Annotated in this window: 20 protein-coding genes; 13 read left to right on the forward strand and 7 right to left on the reverse strand. The window is 47.4% G+C overall.

The annotated features are described in order from the left end of the window. The first annotated feature begins 20 nt into the window (after positions 1–20). Positions 21–2,285 carry a patatin-like phospholipase family protein gene (locus Q0577_RS19770; protein WP_298739353.1) on the forward strand — a complete coding sequence of 755 codons (2,265 nt, stop codon included), beginning with the start codon at positions 21–23 and terminating at the stop codon, positions 2,283–2,285. Here the strand turns inward: Q0577_RS19770 and Q0577_RS19775 are convergent. Continuing rightward, on the reverse strand, positions 2,251–3,267 hold the full coding sequence (locus tag Q0577_RS19775) for an alpha/beta hydrolase (RefSeq protein ID WP_298739354.1): 1,017 nt from the start codon (positions 3,265–3,267) through the stop codon (positions 2,251–2,253). The genes Q0577_RS19770 and Q0577_RS19775 overlap by 35 nt on opposite strands. 401 nt (positions 3,268–3,668) lie before the next feature. Here Q0577_RS19775 and typA point away from each other — a divergent pair, with 401 nt between their 5' ends. The 5 genes from typA (at position 3,669) to Q0577_RS19800 (ending at position 8,129) form a co-directional block, all read left to right on the forward strand. Beyond that, complete coding sequence (gene typA / locus Q0577_RS19780; RefSeq protein ID WP_298739355.1) at positions 3,669–5,480, forward strand: translational GTPase TypA; 1,812 nt, start codon at positions 3,669–3,671, stop codon at positions 5,478–5,480. 140 nt (positions 5,481–5,620) lie between these two features. Next, positions 5,621–6,241 carry an alpha-ketoglutarate-dependent dioxygenase AlkB gene (locus tag Q0577_RS19785; RefSeq protein WP_298739356.1) on the forward strand — a complete coding sequence of 207 codons (621 nt, stop codon included), beginning with the start codon at positions 5,621–5,623 and terminating at the stop codon, positions 6,239–6,241. A 57-nt stretch (positions 6,242–6,298) separates the two neighbouring features. Beyond that, positions 6,299–7,168, forward strand: a complete 870-nt coding sequence (locus tag Q0577_RS19790) for an SIR2 family protein (RefSeq protein WP_298739357.1) — start codon at positions 6,299–6,301, stop codon at positions 7,166–7,168. Between the two features lie 46 nt (positions 7,169–7,214). Continuing rightward, positions 7,215–7,718, forward strand: coding sequence for an META domain-containing protein (locus Q0577_RS19795; RefSeq protein WP_298739358.1), 504 nt, complete (start codon positions 7,215–7,217; stop codon positions 7,716–7,718). A 9-nt stretch (positions 7,719–7,727) separates the two neighbouring features. Next, the gene (locus Q0577_RS19800; RefSeq protein WP_298739359.1) at positions 7,728–8,129 is read left to right on the forward strand and encodes a nuclear transport factor 2 family protein; all 402 of its coding nucleotides are present in this window, start codon (positions 7,728–7,730) and stop codon (positions 8,127–8,129) included. Between the two features lie 54 nt (positions 8,130–8,183). Here Q0577_RS19800 and Q0577_RS19805 read toward each other — a convergent pair whose 3' ends face one another. Together Q0577_RS19805 and Q0577_RS19810 are read right to left on the reverse strand one after the other, a co-directional pair. After that, on the reverse strand, positions 8,184–8,456 hold the full coding sequence (locus Q0577_RS19805; protein WP_298739360.1) for an IPT/TIG domain-containing protein: 273 nt from the start codon (positions 8,454–8,456) through the stop codon (positions 8,184–8,186). 251 nt (positions 8,457–8,707) lie between these two features. Next, the gene (locus tag Q0577_RS19810) at positions 8,708–10,864 is read right to left on the reverse strand and encodes a S46 family peptidase (RefSeq protein WP_298739361.1); all 2,157 of its coding nucleotides are present in this window, start codon (positions 10,862–10,864) and stop codon (positions 8,708–8,710) included. A 211-nt stretch (positions 10,865–11,075) separates the two neighbouring features. On the opposite strand from Q0577_RS19810, the gene Q0577_RS19815 reads away from it, so the two are divergent. From Q0577_RS19815 to Q0577_RS19845, 7 genes are all read left to right on the forward strand, one after another. Further along, positions 11,076–11,507 (forward strand): hypothetical protein, encoded by a 432-nt coding sequence (locus Q0577_RS19815; protein WP_298739363.1) that lies wholly within the window; start codon positions 11,076–11,078, stop codon positions 11,505–11,507. A 54-nt stretch (positions 11,508–11,561) separates the two neighbouring features. Further along, the gene (locus tag Q0577_RS19820) at positions 11,562–12,176 is read left to right on the forward strand and encodes a ribonuclease HII (protein WP_298739364.1); all 615 of its coding nucleotides are present in this window, start codon (positions 11,562–11,564) and stop codon (positions 12,174–12,176) included. A gap of 122 nt (positions 12,177–12,298) precedes the next feature. Continuing rightward, positions 12,299–13,807, forward strand: a complete 1,509-nt coding sequence (gene rpoN, locus Q0577_RS19825; RefSeq protein ID WP_298739365.1) for an RNA polymerase factor sigma-54 — start codon at positions 12,299–12,301, stop codon at positions 13,805–13,807. A 9-nt stretch (positions 13,808–13,816) separates the two neighbouring features. Next, positions 13,817–14,509: a hypothetical protein gene (locus tag Q0577_RS19830; RefSeq protein WP_298739366.1), complete on the forward strand. Its 693-nt coding sequence runs from the start codon at positions 13,817–13,819 to the stop codon at positions 14,507–14,509. A gap of 229 nt (positions 14,510–14,738) precedes the next feature. Then, positions 14,739–15,746, forward strand: coding sequence for a recombinase RecA (gene recA, locus Q0577_RS19835; protein ID WP_298739368.1), 1,008 nt, complete (start codon positions 14,739–14,741; stop codon positions 15,744–15,746). A 225-nt stretch (positions 15,747–15,971) separates the two neighbouring features. Next, entirely contained in the window at positions 15,972–16,787 is an 816-nt protein-coding gene (locus Q0577_RS19840) for a hypothetical protein (protein ID WP_298739369.1), read from the forward strand. A gap of 13 nt (positions 16,788–16,800) precedes the next feature. Then, positions 16,801–17,217, forward strand: coding sequence for a hypothetical protein (locus tag Q0577_RS19845; protein WP_298739370.1), 417 nt, complete (start codon positions 16,801–16,803; stop codon positions 17,215–17,217). 13 nt (positions 17,218–17,230) lie between these two features. Here Q0577_RS19845 and Q0577_RS19850 read toward each other — a convergent pair whose 3' ends face one another. From Q0577_RS19850 to Q0577_RS19865, 4 genes are read right to left on the reverse strand one after another with little or no spacing between them, the layout of a single operon-like run. Then, a complete protein-coding gene (locus Q0577_RS19850; RefSeq protein ID WP_298739371.1) occupies positions 17,231–17,866 on the reverse strand; it encodes a DNA-3-methyladenine glycosylase 2 family protein in 636 nt (211 codons plus the stop codon). 48 nt (positions 17,867–17,914) lie between these two features. Beyond that, the gene (locus Q0577_RS19855) at positions 17,915–18,892 is read right to left on the reverse strand and encodes a M28 family peptidase (RefSeq protein WP_298739372.1); all 978 of its coding nucleotides are present in this window, start codon (positions 18,890–18,892) and stop codon (positions 17,915–17,917) included. Positions 18,893–18,920: 28 nt separating this feature from the next. Continuing rightward, positions 18,921–20,417 (reverse strand): cysteine--tRNA ligase, encoded by a 1,497-nt coding sequence (gene cysS / locus Q0577_RS19860; RefSeq protein WP_298739373.1) that lies wholly within the window; start codon positions 20,415–20,417, stop codon positions 18,921–18,923. A gap of 47 nt (positions 20,418–20,464) precedes the next feature. After that, positions 20,465–21,583: an endonuclease/exonuclease/phosphatase family protein gene (locus tag Q0577_RS19865; protein ID WP_298739374.1), complete on the reverse strand. Its 1,119-nt coding sequence runs from the start codon at positions 21,581–21,583 to the stop codon at positions 20,465–20,467.

Raw genomic sequence — 21,583 nt, forward strand, 5'->3', positions numbered from 1 at the left:
CGGCACAAACTATCTTGCACGTGAAAGTGAAATTACTGCTGGTAAAAATTTACTATTCTTTCCCTATCCAGCTCCTGCTGTTACATTTCCGTAAGTACCAGGTGTTGCTCATATTCTGGGCTATACTTTTCAGCACCATTAACGGGGGCTTTGCCAAAGTGTTCGGTGGCGACGCCCTGTTCCTGGCGCCGGAGTACCTGGGGAAAGTGAATTTTTACAGCACCACTATACTGGGCCTGGCCACTGGGTTCTTTACCATGAGCTGGAATATTACCACTTTTATACTGCATACGGGGCGCTTTAAATTCCTGGCTACCACTTCTCAGCCATTTTTCAGGTATTGCCTGAACAACTCCCTGATTCCCCTCACCTTCGTGATATGCGTGCTGATCCGCGGCTGGGAATACCAGCGGTACCAGCAACTGAGCACCGTACCGGAAATACTTTTATTGGCAGAAGGGTTTATCTGCGGCCTGCTGTTCGTGATCTTTTTTTCCTTCTTCTACTTTTTTAACGCAGATAAAAACATCAGCCGTCGCCTGGAGCGAAAGTTTGGCAGTCCCCGCAACTTTTTGCGTATGGTGCTGAAACCCACCCAGGAGCGCGATGAAAATGCTCTGCCGGTACACAATTATTTTTCTTCGCCGTTCATGATACGCCGGGCCCGAAATGTGGATCACTATAACAAGCATTACCTGGACAGCATCCTGAAGCAGCACCACTTTGCATCTATGATCACGGTGGGCGCCGCGTTGGTGTTCCTGGTGATCCTGGCCTTCCTGATGGATTACAACGTTTGCCGCATCCCGGCGGGCGCCAGCGTAATGGTGTTCTTTGCTTTCCTGATAGGAGTGGCCGGCGCCTATGCCTACCTGTTGCAAACCTGGGCCATCCCGGCTTTGCTGGTGATGATGTTCCTCCTGAACTGGATGACGGTAAATAACCTGATCGACAACCGCAATAAAGCTTACGGGCTTAACTATCATCAGAAAAAACAACGGCCGGAATATAACGTAGCATCCTTACAGCAGTTCTTTTCAGCAGAACTGGCGCAGAAAGACCGGGAACATACCCTGCAGATCCTGGAGCGGTGGAAATCCAGGTTTCCCCGCGGGCACAAGCCCAAACTGGTGGTAATGAATTTCAGCGGAGGCGGCGTGCGGTCCGCCACCTGGAGCATGAACGTACTACAACACCTGGATGCGATGATGAACGGCGAGCTGATGAAGCATACCATGTTAATGACCGGGGCCTCCGGCGGCATGATTGGCGCATCCTATTACCGGGAGCTGTATTACCGGAAACAGCAGGGCGAAGCCATCAATATCTACGACAGCGTTTATACCGAGCGTATCTCACGGGACCTGCTCAACTCTGTTTTTTCTGCTATGGCCGTGAATGATTTTATCACGCCTTTCAGAGAGTTCCACATTGGGGAGAACCATTATGGAAAAGACCGGGGATATTACTTTGAAAAACAACTGAACGAGAATACAGATCATGTGCTGCAGAAAACACTGAAAGACTACCGCGAACCGGAGCAGCAGGCCCTGATCCCCATGCTGATCTGGAATGCCACCATTAATGCAGATGGCCGCCGCCTGATGATCTCGCCGCAGCCGATCAGCTATCTGTGTGCGCCGGAATACCTGCATCCAACCCGGCCCCTGCGCGATGTGGACGCCGTAGATTTTGGACAGTACTTTGCGTCACAGCAAGCGCTGGATTTGCAGATCAGCAGCGCCATCCGCATGTGTGCCACTTTTCCCTATGTACTGCCAAACGTCTTCCTGCCCAGCAATCCCATTGTGGATGTAATGGACGCCGGTATCCGCGACAATTTCGGACAGGAAACCACCCTGCGTTTTCTCTATAATTTCCGGCACTGGATCAACGAAAATACCAGCGGCATTGTGTACATACAGGTGCGCGACACCCGTAAGAATGATATCCAGCCTATCAAAAAACAAAAAGACCTGGGAGACCTGGTCTTTGAACCGCTGTTCACCATGCAGCAGCACTGGAGCGCCATGCAGGATTTTGAGCAGGATAACCAGGTGAATTACATAGAAGGCTATTTCCCGGGTAAGTTTCACCGGGTTATTTTCCAGTATGTTCCCCAGCGGGAAGATAAGGCGGCGGCGCTTAGCTGGCACCTTACCTCCCGGGAAAAGATGGATATTGCCGGTGCGGTGAACAACCCCGGTAACCAGGCCGGATTTGACTATATTCTCCGTTTAATGCGAATGACTAATCCTGCTTCAGGAAGTTCAGCAAAGCGCTAATAAAGCGCGGATAAGCCTCTATATGGGGAAGATGACCCACCCCTTCAAGCGGTACAAGCCTGGCATGTGGTATTCTCCGGGCGGCACGTTTACCCAGTTCAGGATAGTTGCCTAAAGTTTTACGAAGGGCTTCGGGAGCGGCCGCTTTCCCAAGAGCAGTACGGTCGCGTTGTCCGATGATCAGCAGGGTAGGGGCCTGGATCTGTTCAAATTCGTAGTACACCGGCTGTGTAAAGATCATATCATACGTAAGGGCGGCATTCCAGGCTATCAGGGGGTAGTCCGGACCTTTGGTCCAGCTGGCAAGTAATTGTGCCCATTTGTCGTATGCAGGGCTCCACTTCCCGGCGTAGTAGTTCTCCATCTGATATTTTCTGATCTTATCGTAATTCTGCTGCAGCTCTGACTGGCACCATTTGTCAATAGATTGATAAGGCACTTTCACTTTCCAGTCTTCCAGCCCTATCGGGTTTTCCAGGATCAGTTTTTCTGTAATGTCAGGGTACATCAGCGCAAAGCGAACGGCCAGCATACCGCCCATTGAATGACCCAGTACAGCGGTGCTGGTGATCTGCAGGCTGTCCAGTATTGCCTTTGTATTCTGCGCCAGCAGCTGGAAACTGTATTGCAGTTGTCTGGGTTTGGATGATTTTCCGAAACCGATCTGGTCGGGGATGATCACCCGGTAACCGTTGCGGCTCAGATCAGCAGCGGTGCTGTCCCAGTAGGCGCCGCAAAAATTCTTGCCGTGCAGCAGCATGACGGTTTTCCCGTTGGGCCGTTGGGCGGGTACGTCCATATAGGCCATCTTTAATGCCTGGCCCTGGATGTTCAGGGAAATAGAATGCACTGGGTAGGCATACCGGAAGCCGGAGAGCACGGAATCCTGGGGAGGGATGGGCTGGGCTTTCACGAAAGCAGTCGAAAGAATGGCCGGTAATATGAAAAGCAGGCGTTTTCTTTGCAGCAATCTGGACATCATGGCAGTGGATTTTTTGAGATACCGGGTTTTTGCAGCGCAAAAGTAATGCCCGGTGTTGGCAAAAGCGCGGTGTACTCCTCATGTTTTCCTCCTGGTACCTTCGTGATTTCCTCATGGAGTCCTCGTCCCATCTTCGTTACACCTTCGTCAGACCCTCCTGCAATCTTAGTGTAAGCTTAGTGAAGTTTTAGTAAACCTTCGTCAGACAGACAATTTATAGCGGCAGTCCCGGCAGTGCAGCTATAACCGGCTGAGAGTCAGCATATTTGTTCCGTGCCACCAATGTTCATACTAATTTAAATTCATTTCCCTGATTTTTCGCAGTCTTTTCGTACCTTTGCGCCTTCTTTTGTGCGGTCAGAAAATGCTGACGCTGCAAGCTTGACATCTGAATTGTATATATGAATATTCGTAACATAGCTATTATTGCTCACGTAGACCACGGTAAGACCACCCTGGTAGACAAAATCCTTCATCAGACCAACGTTTTCCGGGCTAACCAGGAAACCGGCGATCTGATCATGGATAGTAACGACCTGGAAAGGGAACGTGGTATCACCATTTTCAGTAAGAACGCATCTGTGGAGTACAAAGGTGTGAAGATCAATGTGATCGACACCCCGGGCCACGCCGACTTTGGCGGAGAAGTAGAGCGCGTACTGAAAATGGCAGACGGTGTTATCCTGCTGGTTGACGCCTTTGAAGGGCCGATGCCGCAAACCCGTTTCGTGCTGCAGAAAGCGCTGCAACTGAACCTGAAGCCCATCGTGGTTATCAATAAAGTGGATAAGCCCAACTGCCGTCCCGATGAAGTTCATGATGCAGTTTTCGAACTGTTCTTTAACCTGGACGCTACCGAAGAACAGCTGAACTTCCCCACCTTCTACGGTTCCGGTAAGAATGGCTGGTTCAACGATTCCCTGACACAATGTGAAGATATTACCCCCCTGCTGGATGGTATCCTGAAATATGTGCCCGAACCTAAAGTATCTGAAGGTAACCTGCAGCTGCAGATCACCTCACTGGATTACTCCTCTTTCCTGGGCCGTATTGCCGTAGGTAAAGTAACCAGGGGCAGCATTAAGGAAAACCAGCCTTTTACATTGGTACAGGCAGACGGCGTGAAAAAAGGACGTGTAAGAGAGCTGTACATATTTGAAGCACTGGGTAAGAAGAAAGTATCAGAAGTAGTAGCTGGCGATATCTGCGCGGTAGTAGGCGTGGAAGACTTCAACATCGGCGATACCATTGCCGACTTTGAAAACCCTGAAGCGCTGCCGGTGATCAGCGTAGACGAGCCTACCATGAACATGATGTTCGGTATCAACAACTCTCCTTTCTTCGGTAAGGATGGTAAGTTCGTAACCAGCCGTCACCTGCGCGACCGCCTGATAAAAGAAACTGAAAAGAACCTGGCGCTCCGTGTTGTTGATACAGACAGCGCCGATAGCTTCATGGTATATGGCCGCGGCATATTGCACCTGGGCGTATTGATTGAAACCATGCGCCGTGAAGGTTATGAGCTGACCGTTGGACAGCCCCAGGTAATTGTGAAAACCATTGACGGTAAAAAGCATGAACCTTATGAAACCCTGGTGGTAGACGTTCCCCAGGAGTTTGCCAGTAAGGTGATCGACCTGGTAACACGCCGTAAAGGTGAGATGCAGATCATGGAAACCAAAGGCGACATGCAGCACCTGGAGTTTGAAATTCCTTCCCGTGGTTTGATCGGCTTGCGTACGCAGATGCTGACCTCAACTGCAGGAGAAGCTGTAATGGCACATCGCTTCAATGACTACAAACCCTGGAAAGGACCTATCCCCGGCCGTAACAACGGTGTGCTGATTGCCAAGGAAGCCGGTACCACTACCGGTTATTCACTGGATAAGCTGCAGGACAGGGGCTCTTTCTTTGTTGATCCGGGAGAAGAGGTATATAAAGGCATGATCATCGGTGAGAACAACAAGCCCGGCGATCTGGTAGTGAATCCCAATGAAGGTAAAAAGCTGACCAACATGCGAGCAAGCGGTAGCGATGCTGCCACCAGCATTGCGCCTAAAATACAGATGACACTCGAAGAATGTATGGAATACATCCAGCATGATGAGTGTATCGAAGTAACGCCCAATTTTATCCGTATGCGTAAAACCATACTGGATGAAGAAGAAAGAAAGCGTCAGCAGAAATCAATGAAGACAGAGCAGGTAGGGTAATAAAATACCAAATTCCAATATTTAAATCCCAGATTCTTCACACGGAATCTGGGATTTTTTTTGCCATCTGGTTCTGGAATTTGGTATTTGAATTTTGGAATCTGGAATTTGTTATTAGGTTTTCCCCCTACTTTTGTTGAATGAACCAGCAACTGTTTGTATTTCCGGAAGACGATGCTCCTCATAAGGTACTGTTGAAAGATGGTGCGCTGGAATATTACCCGCATTTTTTTACAATCCCGGAAGCTGACCGTTTATTACAGCAATTGTTGAAAAAGATTGACTGGAAACAGGAATCCATGAACATGTACGGTAAGCAGGTGTTGTTTCCCCGGCTGATGGCCTGGCATGGAGATGCCGGGAGTACCTATGCTTTTTCGGGCAAAACTTACAGTCCCCAACCCTGGACGCCGCCTTTGCCGGAGATCAGGCAACGTATTGAGCCGGTAGCAGGTGTTCAATTTAACAGCGTGCTGCTGAACCTGTACCGTGATGGTAAAGACGCTATGGGCTGGCATGCCGATGATGAGCCTGAGCTGGGCCTTAACCCCCTGATCGCTTCTGTGAACCTGGGCGCCACCCGCCGCTTTATGCTGCGCTACAAAAGCGATCACCGCCTGAAATATGAGCTGGAGCTGCAGCATGGGTCCTTATTGATCATGAAAGGCACAATACAGCATTACTGGCAGCACCAGGTGCCTAAAACCTCCCGCCCCCTGCCTTCGAGAATTAATCTTACCTTTCGGGTAATAAAGGCCTGAACGCAAATACCCTGCAATGAAAACGAGTAATTTCAAGTCAGTATAAATCCATGACCTATGCAACACCCCATTTTACTCGTAGGCAACGACATCAATAATATTTCCAGGGGGCAGAGCTGGAAAGACCTGCTGCAGGAAATACTGAGATTTTGCAATACCGAATGTGTACAGCTGGATGATAAAAAGCCATTTCCACTGCTATATGAAGAAATATTCCTGACAGCTATCCGCCAGTCTCATATCAGGGAGAAAGAGCTGAAAGCATTTATCGCCTCAAAGGTAGCGGCCATTGCACCCAATGAACTGCATAGCCTGATACGCAACCTGCAACCGGAACATATACTGACCACTAATTACGAATATACGCTGGAGGGAGGTGCGCCCGCACAGCGCAGCAGCCTGGTATCAGAGCGGTCTTTCAGTATTTTCAGGCGCTATACACAGAACGGGACCCATTTCTGGCATATTCACGGAGACTGCCAGAACCCTATGAGCATCAACCTCGGTTTTGAACATTATGGTGGTCAGCTGCAGCAGATGCGCAATTATGTGGTGTCTGGCACCACCTATACCACCAAATACGCGCCTAAGCTACCTTTGTTAAGACGGCTTAGGCAAGGGCCCCTGAAAGAACATTCCTGGCTGGATCTCTTCTTTACAAAGGATATCCATATATTCGGACTTTCACTGGATTTTGTGGAAACGGATCTGTGGTGGCTGCTGACCTATCGTGCAAGACAGAAGTTTCAGCATAACACCATACAGGTGCCCAATAAGCTGTACTATTATATTCCTGCGGAGTTTGTAAAAGCATCTGGCTTTAAGCTGGATATGCTGACGGCCAATGATGTGCAGATAGTCAGCATCAGCGCCAAAACCAAGCTGGCCTATTACAAGGAGGTGCTGAGCCGGATAAAGAAGGCTTAATTTTTGTGCTTTATTACATGTTTATCTACAAAGAAAAACCACCTGTATGATCACAAAACTGATACTGACAGCAACAACCGTAGTGCTACTGGCTAACACCTGTAACCGCCAGGGTAAAACCACAAACGAAAAGCAGCCCGAAGTCACGGAACAGGCAGGCGCTGACAGACCTGATCCCTGGACATTCATTGCAAAGAAAAGGTGGAATCTGATACAACTGAATGGTACAACACTCACTCAGTCTCCCATCTGGCTGGAGTTTGATACTGTACAGAAACGCTTCAGCGGCCATGGCGGCTGTAACCGGGTAGGCGGCAATTATGAGGCAGACAGCGTGCAGATACAGTTCAAACAGGTAATCAGCACTCGCATGGCCTGCCTGGATGATACTGCCAATGAGCGCGAAAGCACTTTCCTGCGCCTGTTAAGCGATCATAGTTACACTTTTGATATAGCAGATCAGACGCTGAACCTGTATGATAGCGGGAAAGTAGTGCTCATGCTTGGTATGCAGGATAAGCCGGCTGCATCTACACAGGCGGCACCATAAAATCTTCTTATGTTACGCGAACTGGCCGATCAATATAAACAACTGCTTGAACAAGGCAATACCATAGCCGTGATCGAACGGTTCTATGATGACGACATTTATCAGCTGGAGAATGATGAGGAAACCATTATAGGCAAACAACGCCTGCTGGAGCTGGAAAAGCAGAGCCTTGAAAAGGTGAATGAACTGATCTTCCGTATTCCGACCCTTGTGGTGGATGAAGAGCACCAGGTGGTAATGGGAGAGATGATGATCACCTTTTACCATAAAACCGGCGGCCTTCGCTTTTTGAAAGAGGCTTTTGTGCAGCATTGGGAAAACGGAAGGATCGTAAAGCAGCAATTCTATTACCGCGGTATCAGAAGTGCCGAAGGACCCGGAAAGGCAGTAAATAATACCAACCCTTCCTGAAAGAAAAAGGCTGCATCGAGAGTACGATACAGCCTCTTGCTGTTGTTCACTTTTTTAAGGTCTTACAGCATCTGCCAGGGCCCCGCTGGAGGGGTAACGCAGGTATGCTACATTGGAAGACTGTTCCTTCACTTTTACGGTTACGGGAACGGTGCCTTTCAGGTGCCCGGGAACCTTTACGATCAGCCGGTGAGTACTGGCGCTAACAACGCTTACTTCCGTACTTCCGATGCTTACACGGTTCTCAGCTGCGCTGGGGCTGAAGCCTTTGCCACTAATGGCTAAAAAAGTGCTGGTTGTGCCATGGGGTATAACTGTTACGGTCATTTGATCAGGCTGGGGATTAACATGGCAACTGCACAACCAGCACAACATCGTGGCCATTATGGCCATCACTACTCTACCTTTCATACACTTTAATTTTTTGGGGTGATTGAAACGAATGCAAAACTAATGTGCCGCTACGAAATGGATATGCGTAGTAACCCTTGACTTTAATAATTACGTATAAGTACGCAGCAATAAAAAGCCCCCTGGTTATTGGTGACCAGGGGGCTTTTTATTGTGCAGGTTACAACCTACTTAATAATCTTCAGTTCGTTGATAATGTTGGAGGCGCCTCCCAGTTTGTCTATGCACCAGAGCACGTAACGGATGTCTACGCAAATAGTTCGGTTATATGCCTGGTCAAACTGGATCTTATGGCTCAATGCTTCATAGTTGCCATCAAAGGCAAGGCCGATCAGTTCACCGTTGCCATTCAGTACGGGAGAACCTGAGTTGCCGCCTGTAATATCATTGGTGGTGATAAAGCACACTACCAGGTCGTTACGTTTAATATCTTTGTACTGGCCAAAGTCTTTCTTTTTATACAGCTCAATGTATTTCTCAGGCAGATCAAACTCATAGTCGCCCGGCTGGTATTTTTCCATTACGCCTTTCATGGTACACACGTAATCATAGTCCATGCCGTCACGCGGGCTATAAGACTTTACCTGTCCATAGCTAAGGCGCATGGAGAAATTAGCGTCCGGATACCATTTTTTGGCCGGTTCCATTTCCATCAGGCCTTTCAGGTAGATGCGGTCCAGATCATTATTATTAAGCAAGAACTGGTTATACAGCGGCAGGTACTTACCGGCGTAGTTCTTTGTAAAATTGCTGGCAAAGGCAAAAGCCGGGTCTGTTTGCAGGGTCACTGCATCAGGATGGGCCATGAACTCCTTCCACTTTTCATCCTTAAAAATAATAGTACCGTTCATGATGGCGGCAGACCAGAGGCGGTAGGTGTTATCATCATCCAGGTTACCGAATTTGGCCTTTACAGCATCGTAGAACCCGATGGGATGTTGTGCCGGCGGAATATCAGTATAGAACCTGCGGCAAATGGCAGCCAGTATTTTCTGGTCGCTAGGTTTATCTTCTTCTGCCAGGAAAGCGTTGCGGGCTTTATCCGCAGCCTCAAGGCTCTTTCGTATTGCATCAGGCGCTGTGCCGGATTGTGTAAGGGCCTTCTCAACCGCCTGCAGGCTGGCGGCAAAAGCGGCCAGTGGAGAGCCCAGGATGCCTTCATGAATGTAAATCCGATGCTTGGTATAGGGAGACCATTCCTTATAGATCTGGGCATAGTCTTTCAGAACAGACTGGTATGCAGGTTTGCCCTGGGCCCATTTTTCAAAGGTCGCTTCATGTTCCTGCTTCTCTTCCAGTACTTTGTACTTTAAGAGTTGTTTGGTCTCACCGTCAAAGAATTTCCAGTAGTTGGCGATACGGGCGTAAGAGGAAGACAGCTTCAGTTTGATGGCCGGATCTTTTTTCATCCGTTCAAACATAAACTTCAGGCGGATGTCGCGCAGGCTCACAATGGCAGGGTTTTCCACTTCTTCTTTCAGTTTTACACCGAAAGATGTTTCGTAGCGGTTGGTACCGCCCGGGTAGCCAAAGATCATGGCGTAATCATTTTCTTTTACACCTTTCAGGGAGATGGGCAGGAAGTATTTAGGTTTTAACGGCACGTTGGAAGCAGCATACTCCGCCGGTTTGCCGTTCTTGTCGGCATACACCCTGAAAACAGAAAAGTCGCCTGTATGGCGGGGCCATTCCCAGTTATCAGTATCTCCGCCAAATTTGCCTACACTTTCAGGAGGGGCGGCCACCAGCCTGATGTCTTTATAGCGCTCATATATGAACAGCAGATACTGATTGCCTTTGAACATAGGCAGTATTCTGCCCTCATAACCAGTGCCCTCGGTGGCTTTGGCGATGATCTGTGCAAATACCTGCTGTTGCGCCTGTACCCTTTCCTGACCTGTGAGGTCCTGCAGGGTATCTGTTACCTGTTTGGTCACATCTTCCACCTTTACCAGGAATTGTACAGAAAGTTTAGCAGCGGGGATCTCCTGTTGCATATTCTGGGCGTAGAAGCCGTTTTTCAGGTAATTGTGTGTAACCGAGCTGGCGCTGGCAATGGCATCATAGCCGCAATGGTGATTAGTAAAGATCAGACCCTGGTTGCTTACGATCTCACCCGTACAGCCCCCGCCAAAAATAATGATGGCGTCTTTTACGGATGCCTTATTAATACTGTATAACTGTTCTTTGGTGAGCTTCAGGCCTTTTTTAACCATGTCGTTGTAAACCTGCTGTCCCAGTAAATAGGGCAGCCACATACCTTCATCTGCCCTGGCCCATTGGATAGTAAGCAGGAGGAAAAAGATCAATAAACCTCTCTTCATATAAGCGTGTCGATTTTGTAAAAGGACTCCAAACCTAACTTTTTTTTTGATAAAACAGTATACGAAGCCCGCCATCACATAGTTATTTTGGGCATATGACAGAAAGCCATTCAGCGGAACGAAAAAAGTGGAACGTCTTTTGATAGGGTGAAAATTGTTGTCCCCGCATGCGGGGAGGGCTATCTGTTTCTGGTTAATTGAAATGCAGAAGATGAATAAACTACTGACAGGATTAGTATTAATGACCTTTTTAGCCTGCCGGGAAAATAGTACCCGGGAAGAGAAAAGGGAGGAGGTAAAGGCTGGCCTGGAAAAGATTCAGCAGGATCTGAAAGAGACGGCGGATGCCGCCGCCGGCTATTTATCTGAACAAAAAGAGAAAGTGGCAAATGACCTGGAGGAGCGCCGCAGGGAAATTGACCAGAAGATAGAGGCATTACGGGACGACAGTACCGGGAGGGCGGTGCAGGCGCGTAGGAAACTAACCGGATTGCGGAACGATATCAACAGAAAGCTGGAAGATCTGAAGGGGGCAAGTGCAGCCACCTGGGATAGTACCCAACTAAAAATTGATACATTATTAAAGAAATCGGACAAAGAATGGACGGCGTTCAAAAAGGACTTTAAGGAGCTGTTCCAGTAAAATTATTGCGGCACAAAATAGTTTTATAACTTTACCGGTATCAATTTTAATGGTTTGCTACTATCTTATCATCAACATATAGAGCCGGAGGCAGGTTGTGATGAAGCAGGCCGCGGATGCCTGGCCGGACCCGTGTTTGCGGCGGCAGTGATATTACCGAAACGGTTCCGGCACCCGTTGCTGAATGATTCCAAGCAACTGAAACCTGCAGAGCGCGAACAGTTGCGGTATATCATCGAGAAAGAGGCGGTTTGTTATGCGGTGGCTAGTGTGGACAATATTGAAATAGATCGTATTAACATACTGCAGGCCTCTTTCCGGGCCATGCACCTGGCATTGGAACAGCTTACCTGTCAGCCGGGTTTTATACTGGTGGATGGTAATCGCTTTACACCCTATGGAAAAGTGCCGCATGCCTGTATTATTCAGGGCGACGGAACATATGCCTCTATTGCGGCGGCCTCCATACTGGCTAAAACTTACCGGGATGCATATATGCAACGCCTGCATGATGAGTACCCGCATTTTGGCTGGAGCGAAAACAAAGGATATCCAACACTCCAACACCGTAACGCCATCCGTGAACACGGTGAAACCCCCTATCACCGCAAATCGTTCCGGTTATTGCCTGAACAGCTGGAGTTGGACCTCGGTATGAACCAGGGATAAAGAAGCAAACTGTAGCCACCGGAGACTTATTAGGCAATTGTTAAATGAAAATGGTGTAGGCGCTTTAAGTCGTTACTTATATTGTATTGTTATTACTTTTGTTCTCAAGAGGGAGTAGATTTATGTTAAAGCAGACACAACAGCAAAAATTATTGCAGAAACTATCGCCTCAGCAAATTCAGCTCATGAAATTGCTGCAGGTGCCTACTGCCAACCTGGAAGAACGTATCAAGGAAGAGCTGGAGGAAAACCCTGCACTGGAATATGGGGAGGATGAGACGCACGATGAAGACCCCAATAAGGAAACCCAGGAAGACCTACTGCCCTCTTCTTCCACAGAAGGTGAGGAGGAAGAGGATTTTGAGCCGGACGGCAGCGAAAATGAATACGATAATATAGACATATCAGAATATGTTAACGAGGGTGATGATGACATAGCCGATTATCGACTTCGTGATGATAACTACCCGGATCCGGACGAGAATAAGACGATACCGGTACGGGTAGAGACCTCATTCCATGAGCACCTACTGAGCCAGCTGGGAATGCTGGAGCTGGATGAACGTCAGCAACGCATAGCAGAACAGATCATAGGCAGCATTGATGATGATGGTTACCTGCGCAGGGAAGTAAGCGCCATTGTAGACGATCTTTCATTTTCGCAGAATGTCTCCACAGATGAGGAGGAAATAAAACTGCTGATCAAAAAGATCCAGGAGTTTGATCCGCCGGGCGTATGCTGTACAGACCTGAAAGAATGCCTGCTGCTGCAGCTGAAACGTAAACCCCAGGATGATCCCGGCGTACAGACCGCTTACCAGATACTGGATAGCTACTTTGACGAATTCACCAAGAAGCATTACGAAAAGATACAGAAGGGTTTGAACCTGAGTGATGAAGGGCTGAAAGAAGCCATTAACCAGATCATCCGGTTAACGCCCAAACCCGGAGGCAACTACGCTACCATCAATAAAGCGGAAAGCTATGTGGTGCCCGACTTCTTTATCTTTAACAATAACGGTAAGCTGGAGCTGACGCTGAACTCCAAGAACGCACCAGACCTCCGCATTTCTGAAGGATACCGCGAGATGCTGAAAGAATACGACAGGGGAGATAAGAAAGACCGTCGGCAGAAGGAAGCCGTATTGTTCATCAAGCAGAAAATAGATGCGGCTAAATGGTTTATAGACGCCATCAAGCAGCGGCAGCACACACTGCTGTCTACAATGGAATCTATCATGGAGTACCAGCGGGAATTTTTCCTGACAGGGGATGAAACCACCATGAAGCCTATGATCCTGAAGGATATTGCAGATATCACACAGCTGGACATATCTACTGTAAGCCGCGTGGCCAACAGCAAATATGTGCAGACGGAATTCGGTACTTTCAAGCTTAAATTCTTCTTCAGCGAATCTTTGTCTACAGACAGCGGGGAAGAAGTATCCACCCGCGAGGTAAAGAAAATACTCTCAGACCTTATTGAAGGGGAGAACAAACGTAAACCGCTTAGCGACGAGAACCTGACCAAGATGCTGCAGGACAAGGGTTATAATATTGCCCGCCGGACAGTAGCCAAATACAGGGAACAACTGAACATCCCGGTGGCCAGGTTAAGAAAAGAACTTTAATAAAGATAAATGGATAAAGAAACAGTACTGCATGTGAATGGCGACCGCGAAGCGTTGCCGGTGTTCTCGCCTGCCCTGCGCGCAGTAGCGCAGGTGATCTCTTACCTGCTGCATCCATTGTTCATACCAATTATTGTTACCTTCCTGACGGTTCAGGCATTGCCTGAATATTTTGTAAATTTTAAACAGGCCAGTCTCCGTTTTGCATATGATACCCTTTATTTCAGGGTGATCATGATCAGCGTACTCTTTCCCTTGCTGACAGTAATGCTGGCAAAAGCGCTCCGGTTTATAGACTCTATTTACCTGCACTCCCAGCAGGATCGCATTATACCATACGTTGCCTCTATTGTTTATTACTTCTGGGCCTTCTACTCCTTTAAAAGACAGGGGGTGGCTCCGGCGTTCTTCAATGCCTTTTTCCTGGGCGTGTTCCTGGCAGTGATCATTTCTTTTATTTCCAACATCTTTGTGAAGATCAGTATGCATACCACGGGCTGGGGCGGTGTGATCGGCTTTCTGCTGGCCCTGATGTTCGGAATGCATATGAATGTAACAATCGCCCTGGTGATCACAGTTTTTGTGGCCGCGCTGGTAGCCACTGCACGAATGGTCTTATCTGCCCACAGTTCGGCGGATGTTTATGCAGGTTTGCTGGTAGGCATATTTTCCCAATTACTGGCCTACGCGGTCATAGGTTAAAGACTTTAAAATTTATTTTTTCGCTGCGCATATTCATTGCGTAAGGGAGATGCATCTTTGTAGGGCAGTTGTGAATAATCGGATTGAAAGAATCAGAGATCGGTTGACTAGCAGCGGTTTATTTGCTACTGTATTTAGTATTTAAGATTAAATGCTAAATTTTTTAGGAATTTCAAAAATTAGATCATAACTTAGCACACCATTAAATTTGTAAAAAACACTTACTAATATGTCTACAGCCAATGCAGATAAATTGAAGGCGCTCCGCCTTACCATGGATAAAATCGAGAAAGATTTTGGTAAGGGATCCGTAATGATGATGGGAGAGAAAGGTACTGACCCGATGGAGGTAATATCAACCGGCTCATTGGGCCTGGATATTGCGCTGGGTATTGGAGGTTTCCCCAAAGGCAGGATTATAGAGATATACGGTCCTGAATCATCCGGTAAAACAACAGTTGCTATACATACTATTGCGGAAGCCCAGAAAAAGGGTGGTATCTGCGCAATTATAGATGCGGAGCACGCGTTTGACAGCACATATGCTAAACGATTGGGAGTAGATGTGGATGCGCTGCTGATCTCTCAGCCAGACCATGGTGAGCAGGCGCTGGAAATAGCAGATCGCCTGATCTTATCCGGTGCGGTTGATGTGGTAGTGATTGACTCGGTTGCCGCTCTGGTGCCCAAAGGAGAACTGGAGGGTGAAATGGGAGACAGTAAGATGGGCTTACAGGCCCGCCTGATGTCACAGGCCTTACGTAAGCTGACAGCTACTATCTCCAAAACCAATTGCTGTTGCATATTCATAAACCAGTTGCGAGAGAAAATAGGTGTGATGTTCGGTAACCCCGAAACCACTACCGGTGGTAATGCCCTGAAGTTCTATGCTTCTGTGCGCCTGGATATTCGCCGTATGACACAGATTAAAGATGGTGATACAGCAGTAGGTAACAGGGTGAAGGTAAAAGTAGTAAAGAATAAAGTAGCGCCTCCCTTCCGCCAGGCAGAGTTTGATATCGTGTTCGGAGAAGGTATCTCCAAGATGGGAGAGATCATTGATATGGGCGTGGAGTATGGCGTGATACAGAAAAGTGGCAGCTGGTTCAGCTATGATGGTAATAAACTGGGTCAGGGTCGTGATGCTGTTAGACAATTGCTGTTAGACAATCCTGAAGTGGCCACAGAAGTTGAAACCAAGATAAAGGCAAAGATTGCTGAGCAACAGCAACAATAAGTGAAGCAGGAAAATAGTGTTGCCCGCAGTTATATTGCATTGCAGAAGAACGTGGGCAAAGTAAATCAACTTATTACAGTTTGTTTTAGTTATAAGCATTGGGTTAGTTAGTAATTAACAATCCCCGCTCATTTCTGGGTGGGGAGTTTTTTTAGGGAAATAGCGCTATGATTTATTGGGCTAATTTTTTATATTAGGTCTATTAGCCGCATTACCTATTAGCCGATGAACTATTGCTTCTGGAACCTCAATAACCATGACCTAGCCGATTTGTTGTATGACCTGGTAGATGAACAAGAAATCGATCTTATATTTCTGGCAGAATGTAACCTGAAACCCGCAGACGTACTTAGAAAACTGAACAGGAACACCAACGCCTTTTACTTTTGTGCCGGTATTACATGCGATAAGATCCAGATATATACAAAATTTAAAGATTCATTATTGGGGCTATTGTCTGAAACAAGGAGAATGACGGCCAGATATTTGTATTCTCCGGTTTTGAACAATAACATAACTTTGTTGTGTTTACATCTTCCAAGCAAGCTTCACTGGACAGGGGACGACCAGGCAGCATATTTGTTGGGTGTAAAATCTTTTATTGATAGTGTAGAAAGTTTGGTTGGACATAAGCAAACTGTCGTGTTTGGCGATTTTAACATGCATCCCTTTGAGCATGGGTTGGTACAAAGTGGAGGGTTTCATACCACGTTCGAAAGAGTGATAGCCAAAAGGCTGGTAAGAAAGGTGGAGGGGGTAGAGTTTGATTTTTTTTACAACCCAATGTGGGGCTTTCTGGGAGATCTGGGGAAGGGGAAAGTGTCGGGAACGCATTACTACAGTCCGGCAAAACCTATTAACTATCATTGGAACCTGTTTGATCAGGTAATCATGCGGCCCGGACTGATAGATTACTTTGATGATGAATATTTGGATATTGTTACCGAAATAAAAGGAACCAGCCTTTTGACAGAGGCCGGTTTAATTGACTCGAGACGATTCTCGGATCATCTGCCGATAAAGTTTTGTTTTAACTTGTAAAAACACATGAAATATGAGTGAAGCAGCTCCCAATCTATGGCCGGAGGATATTTTAGAGAAAAAAATCACACTGCCAAAAAACATTTTACTGGATCAGGCTAGTTATCTGTCAAAAATGAGCAATAACATTCTGACAGTGGATATAAAAACATCACCCGCACTGATCAGCACTGAAAATAAAGACACGCTTACGGCAAATGGATTGAGACACGAATTTATCATCAAAGTTCCAGCATTGGGTAATTACCAGTTCCCTTTATTATGGATCATACATGGCAGCATACAGGTGTATCCCTTCCAGCTTTACTCTATATTGGAGGAAACTTTTTATGACATAAGTGATGAAGAACACTTTAAAGGTGTGCTGGCAAAGATCTTCTCTTTTGAGAAAACAAGGAATGCGATCAGCTATATAATGTCTCAGGTATAAGTATAAATACAGCCTACCGTTTATCACCCGCAACGGGCTTGATATCCTTCCAGGCCCAGAGATACCTGCAGGCATAAGTGCGGTAAGGCGCCCATTTAGCAGAGATCTCCAGCAAGCGCAGTCGTAGCGCTTTTTTATCAGCCGTATCCAGCCGGTATAGTTTGATCATACTTTGCTGCAGGCCCAGATCATCAATAGCAAAAACATCTTCACGCCCCAGGTAGAACATCAGTAACATTTCAACCGTCCATCGCCCTATGCCTTTTATCTGTGTCAGATAAGCAATCACTTCATCGTTGTCCATTTTGTGCAGCTTCTTATCCGTCAGTTTTTCTTCTACGGTAAAGCGCGCCACATTGTGTACATAGCTCACTTTGGCATTACTAAGGCCAATGCCGCGCAACAGAGGAGCGGGGGTATCCAGCACTTGTTGTGCGGTAGGTTCTTTACCGCCATACAGATCCAGAAAGCGTTGATAGATTACTTCTGCCACCCTGGTAGATAACTGCTGGCTCATAATGGCGCCAATAAGGCGCAGGGTTATATTCTTTTTTACGGGCATGGCCGGTAAGGGGCCATCCATGATGCGGAAGAGCTTTTTGTCTTTGCTGAGATGCTGATGATACAATGGAGTGGTGGCTTTGGGCATAACATTCAGTTTTAAAGACAAAGGGCAGCTACAGGCTGCCCTTTGTTATCAAAATGGTTGCGCATATATTACCTGCATGAGGGTTTGCCCTACCGCCTGTAGCGTACGCTTGTCTATCACACTCATATTGTCGTTCTGCGTATGCCAGTGAGGAGCAAAATTGCCGTTAGGCTGCATGGCAATGATATCAAATGTAGGTATGTTAGCGATGGTATTTACGTATACGTGATCGTCTGTAATGGCAGCGCCATTGCCTTCGTACCGGAAGAAATCAGAATATCCCAGCCTGTTGGCTACATCCCACAGGGCTTTCATGGGGCCCAGTGCATATTGCTGGGAAGTGGCTTCCATAAAGAACTGTGTGTTGCGGCCACCCACCATATCCAGCAGGATACCGTAGTTGGCCTTATAGCCAGGTACATGTGGATGCCTGGCCCAGTATTGGGTGCCCAGGCAGTAGCTGTTCTCTTCCTCACTTACCCCGAAATCTTCTACATCGGTGAGCAGAAGGTCTACACCGATGCCAGGCCGTTGCAGACGGAATTGCCTGGCCAGCTCCAACAGCACGGCAGTACCGCTGGCGCCGTCATCGGCTCCATCAAATGCCTTGGTCTTGTCAAAAGCGTCCTGGTCTGCGTAAGGGCGTGTATCCCAGTGCGCCAGCACCAGTATACGTTGTGTGGCTGCCGGGTTAAAAACGCCAACAATATTTACGCAGGGCAGGGGAGTATTTTTAGGACCGTTAACAGTGGTGTGCTGTACATACACAGTGTCTGCCAGGGGCTTCAGTGTTTGTATGAGCCAGTCGGCACATTTTCTTTGTGCCGGCGTATTGGGTATACGTGGTCCGAAGCTTACCTGTTTTTCCGTATAGGCATAAGCGGTATCTGTGCTGAAAGCGGGTACCTTAACACTAGAAACGGTATTGTTTGTTGTTGTGTTATCGCTGGCCTTTTCTTTTGCAGAAGGCTGGCAGGCGCTGGCGTATAAAGCCATGCCTGTAATGATCATCCAAAGTTTGCGCATATTAAACCGATTCCCGGATCAGGTGATTTTATAAAATGCTGTAGCTCACGCTACCGTCTTTCTCATCTTTCAGCTGAATGCCAATGGCCAGTAGCTGGTTACGTATCTTATCTGAAGTGGCGTAGTCTTTCCGGAGCTTGGCTTCTTTCCGCATATCTATCAGCAGCTGAAGTGTACCGTCCAGCATCGAATTGTCTGTTACCAATATTTCAGGTTGCAGGCCCAGTATATCTATGAGGAAGGTTTGCCAGGTTTTCTGCAGGACTTTGAAAGCATCTTCACTGATCTCATGCATCTTTATCTGCCCGCCTTTTAATGAGTTGATAACAGGAACCAGTTCAAATAGGTTGGCCAGCACTTTCGCCGTGTTGAGATCATCGTTGATAAACTCAGTGCATTCATGGCACCATTGCTGTACCTGTTTATCCAGTTCTTCGTTTAGGGGGCTGCCATTACTGATGTATTCCAGTTTCTGCAGCACCTCGTAAGCTGCCCATAAGCGTTGGAGGCCTTTTTCTGCCGCCTGCAGGGCTTCATTGGAGAAGTCCAGCGTGCTGCGGTAGTGGGTCTGCAATACAAAGAAACGGATGGTCATCGGGCTGTAAGGCTTTTCCAGCAGGGGATGTGTGCCAGCAAAGAGCTCTGTCAGCTTGATGGTATTATTATAGGCCTTGCCCATTTTACGGCCGTTAATGGTGATCATGTTATTGTGCATCCAGTAACGGGCCATGAGTTCGCCGTGGGCAATTTCACTTTGCGCTATCTCACATTCATGATGCGGGAACTGAAGGTCCATCCCGCCGCCGTGGATATCGAACTGCTGGCCAAGGTACTTACCGCTCATCGCGGAGCATTCAATATGCCAGCCCGGGAAGCCTTCGCCCCAGGGACTGTTCCAACGCATAAGATGCTCAGGTGGCGCTTTCTTCCAAAGGGCAAAGTCTACTTTATTCCGTTTTTCTTCCTGTCCTTCCAACTCGCGGGTAGTTTCCAGCATATCGTCCAGCACCCGGCCGCTCAGTCTGCCGTAGTCGTGCGTTGCCGCGTATTTTCTTACGTCAAAATAAACAGAGCCGTTCACTTCGTAGGCATAACCCTTTTCCATGATCTTTTTGATCATTTCTATCTGTTCCAGTATATGTCCCGTTGCTGTTGGTTCAATGCTTGGATCCTGGCAGTTGAACTGATGCATTGCCCAGTGATAGAGGTTGGTGTACTTCTGCACGATCTCCATGGGTTCCTGCTTTTCCAGCTGAGCCACCTTGGATATCTTATCCTCTGCGGCACGGCCCTCTTCCTCAAAATGCCCGGCATCGGTGATATTGCGTACATAACGTACTTTATAGCCAAGGAATTTCAGGTAGCGGTACAATACATCAAAGGTGATATAGGGACGCGCATGGCCCAGGTGGGATTCGCCGGATACGGTAGGCCCGCAGACATACATACCCACAAGGCCGGGATATAAGGGGGTGAATACTTCCTTTTCGCGATTTAACGAATTGTATATTTTAAATTCTGACATATTTATTTATTTCCGGGATTGCAAAGATAATAATTAGTGCTTAGTCCTTAGCGACCGCCCGGGGTGAGATTGGCAATAACTGGATAATGGTCGCTGAGATCTGAGTTGATCTTACGAAAACTGTTTACTGTAAAGGATTTTCCTGGTAAAATGTAATCTATGCGGAGGGTAGGCGCCAAGCCGGTAAAAGTGCGCCCTATGCCGGTGCCCTTTTCCAGGAAAGCATCCTGCAGCCCGCCTTTAATGGTAAAATAGGTATATGAGGCGGGAGTATCGTTAAAGTCGCCGCAAACCACTACAGGATAAGGACTTTTACGAATAAAATCCGCCACAATATCCGCCTGCCTGCCTCTGCGCTGAAATGCTTCTCTCATCTTCTGCATAATGCCTTTGGTGGCAACAAGGCCGGTATCTTCCTGCTTTTTGATCTTTTCTATAGAGCGGTAATCTTTTTCATTGAAGCGATAAGATTCCAGGTGCATATTAATGATTCGAAAAGTATCTTTCTTCCGCACTACATCTGCATAGATGAGGCTTTCGCCAAGCGGTCCGGGAGACAATTTTACCTTTTCTGATTGTATGATAGCGTAACGGGAGAATATAATAGTGCCCCAGTGCTGCATTCCATCGCGGTTAAAGTCGCTTGAAAAATAACGGTAGGGCAGCTGCATTTCCCTGGAGATATCTTCCCGGTTATTGAAATCGTGTTGTTTTTCAGAGGTATAGAAATCCTGGAAGCAGGCAATATCAGGCGCCTGTTTTTTGATCAGCGCGAACATAGCCTGCCGGTTGTATTTGCTGTCTTTTTCGCGGTATAGGCCAAACAGGCCTACATTGTAGCTCATTACATTAATACTGTTCTCCGGTGCTGTAAACTGCTTTTCAGCGGAAGGCCAGTTAAAAGCAATGTATGCGCTGATGGATTTCCAGCCGATTAGCAAGGCAAGGATTGAAATGAGGCTGTATTTAATATTAAGCAGGAGCCAGGCGCCGGCAAACAATACCAGCAACACAAGCAGGTAGGGGAATACGAGGGTGATGAAACTGATAGGCCACCAGCGTTGGGGCGACACCCAGGGCGCCAGGCACGCCAGGAGAAACAGGAATACTACCCCGATATTTACTGTTAGCAGAATACTTTTCGCGAATAATCTGATGAATCTCAC

It is taken from the genome of uncultured Chitinophaga sp., assembly GCF_937898475.1.
In the GTDB taxonomy this organism is placed as follows: Bacteria; Bacteroidota; Bacteroidia; order Chitinophagales; family Chitinophagaceae; genus Chitinophaga.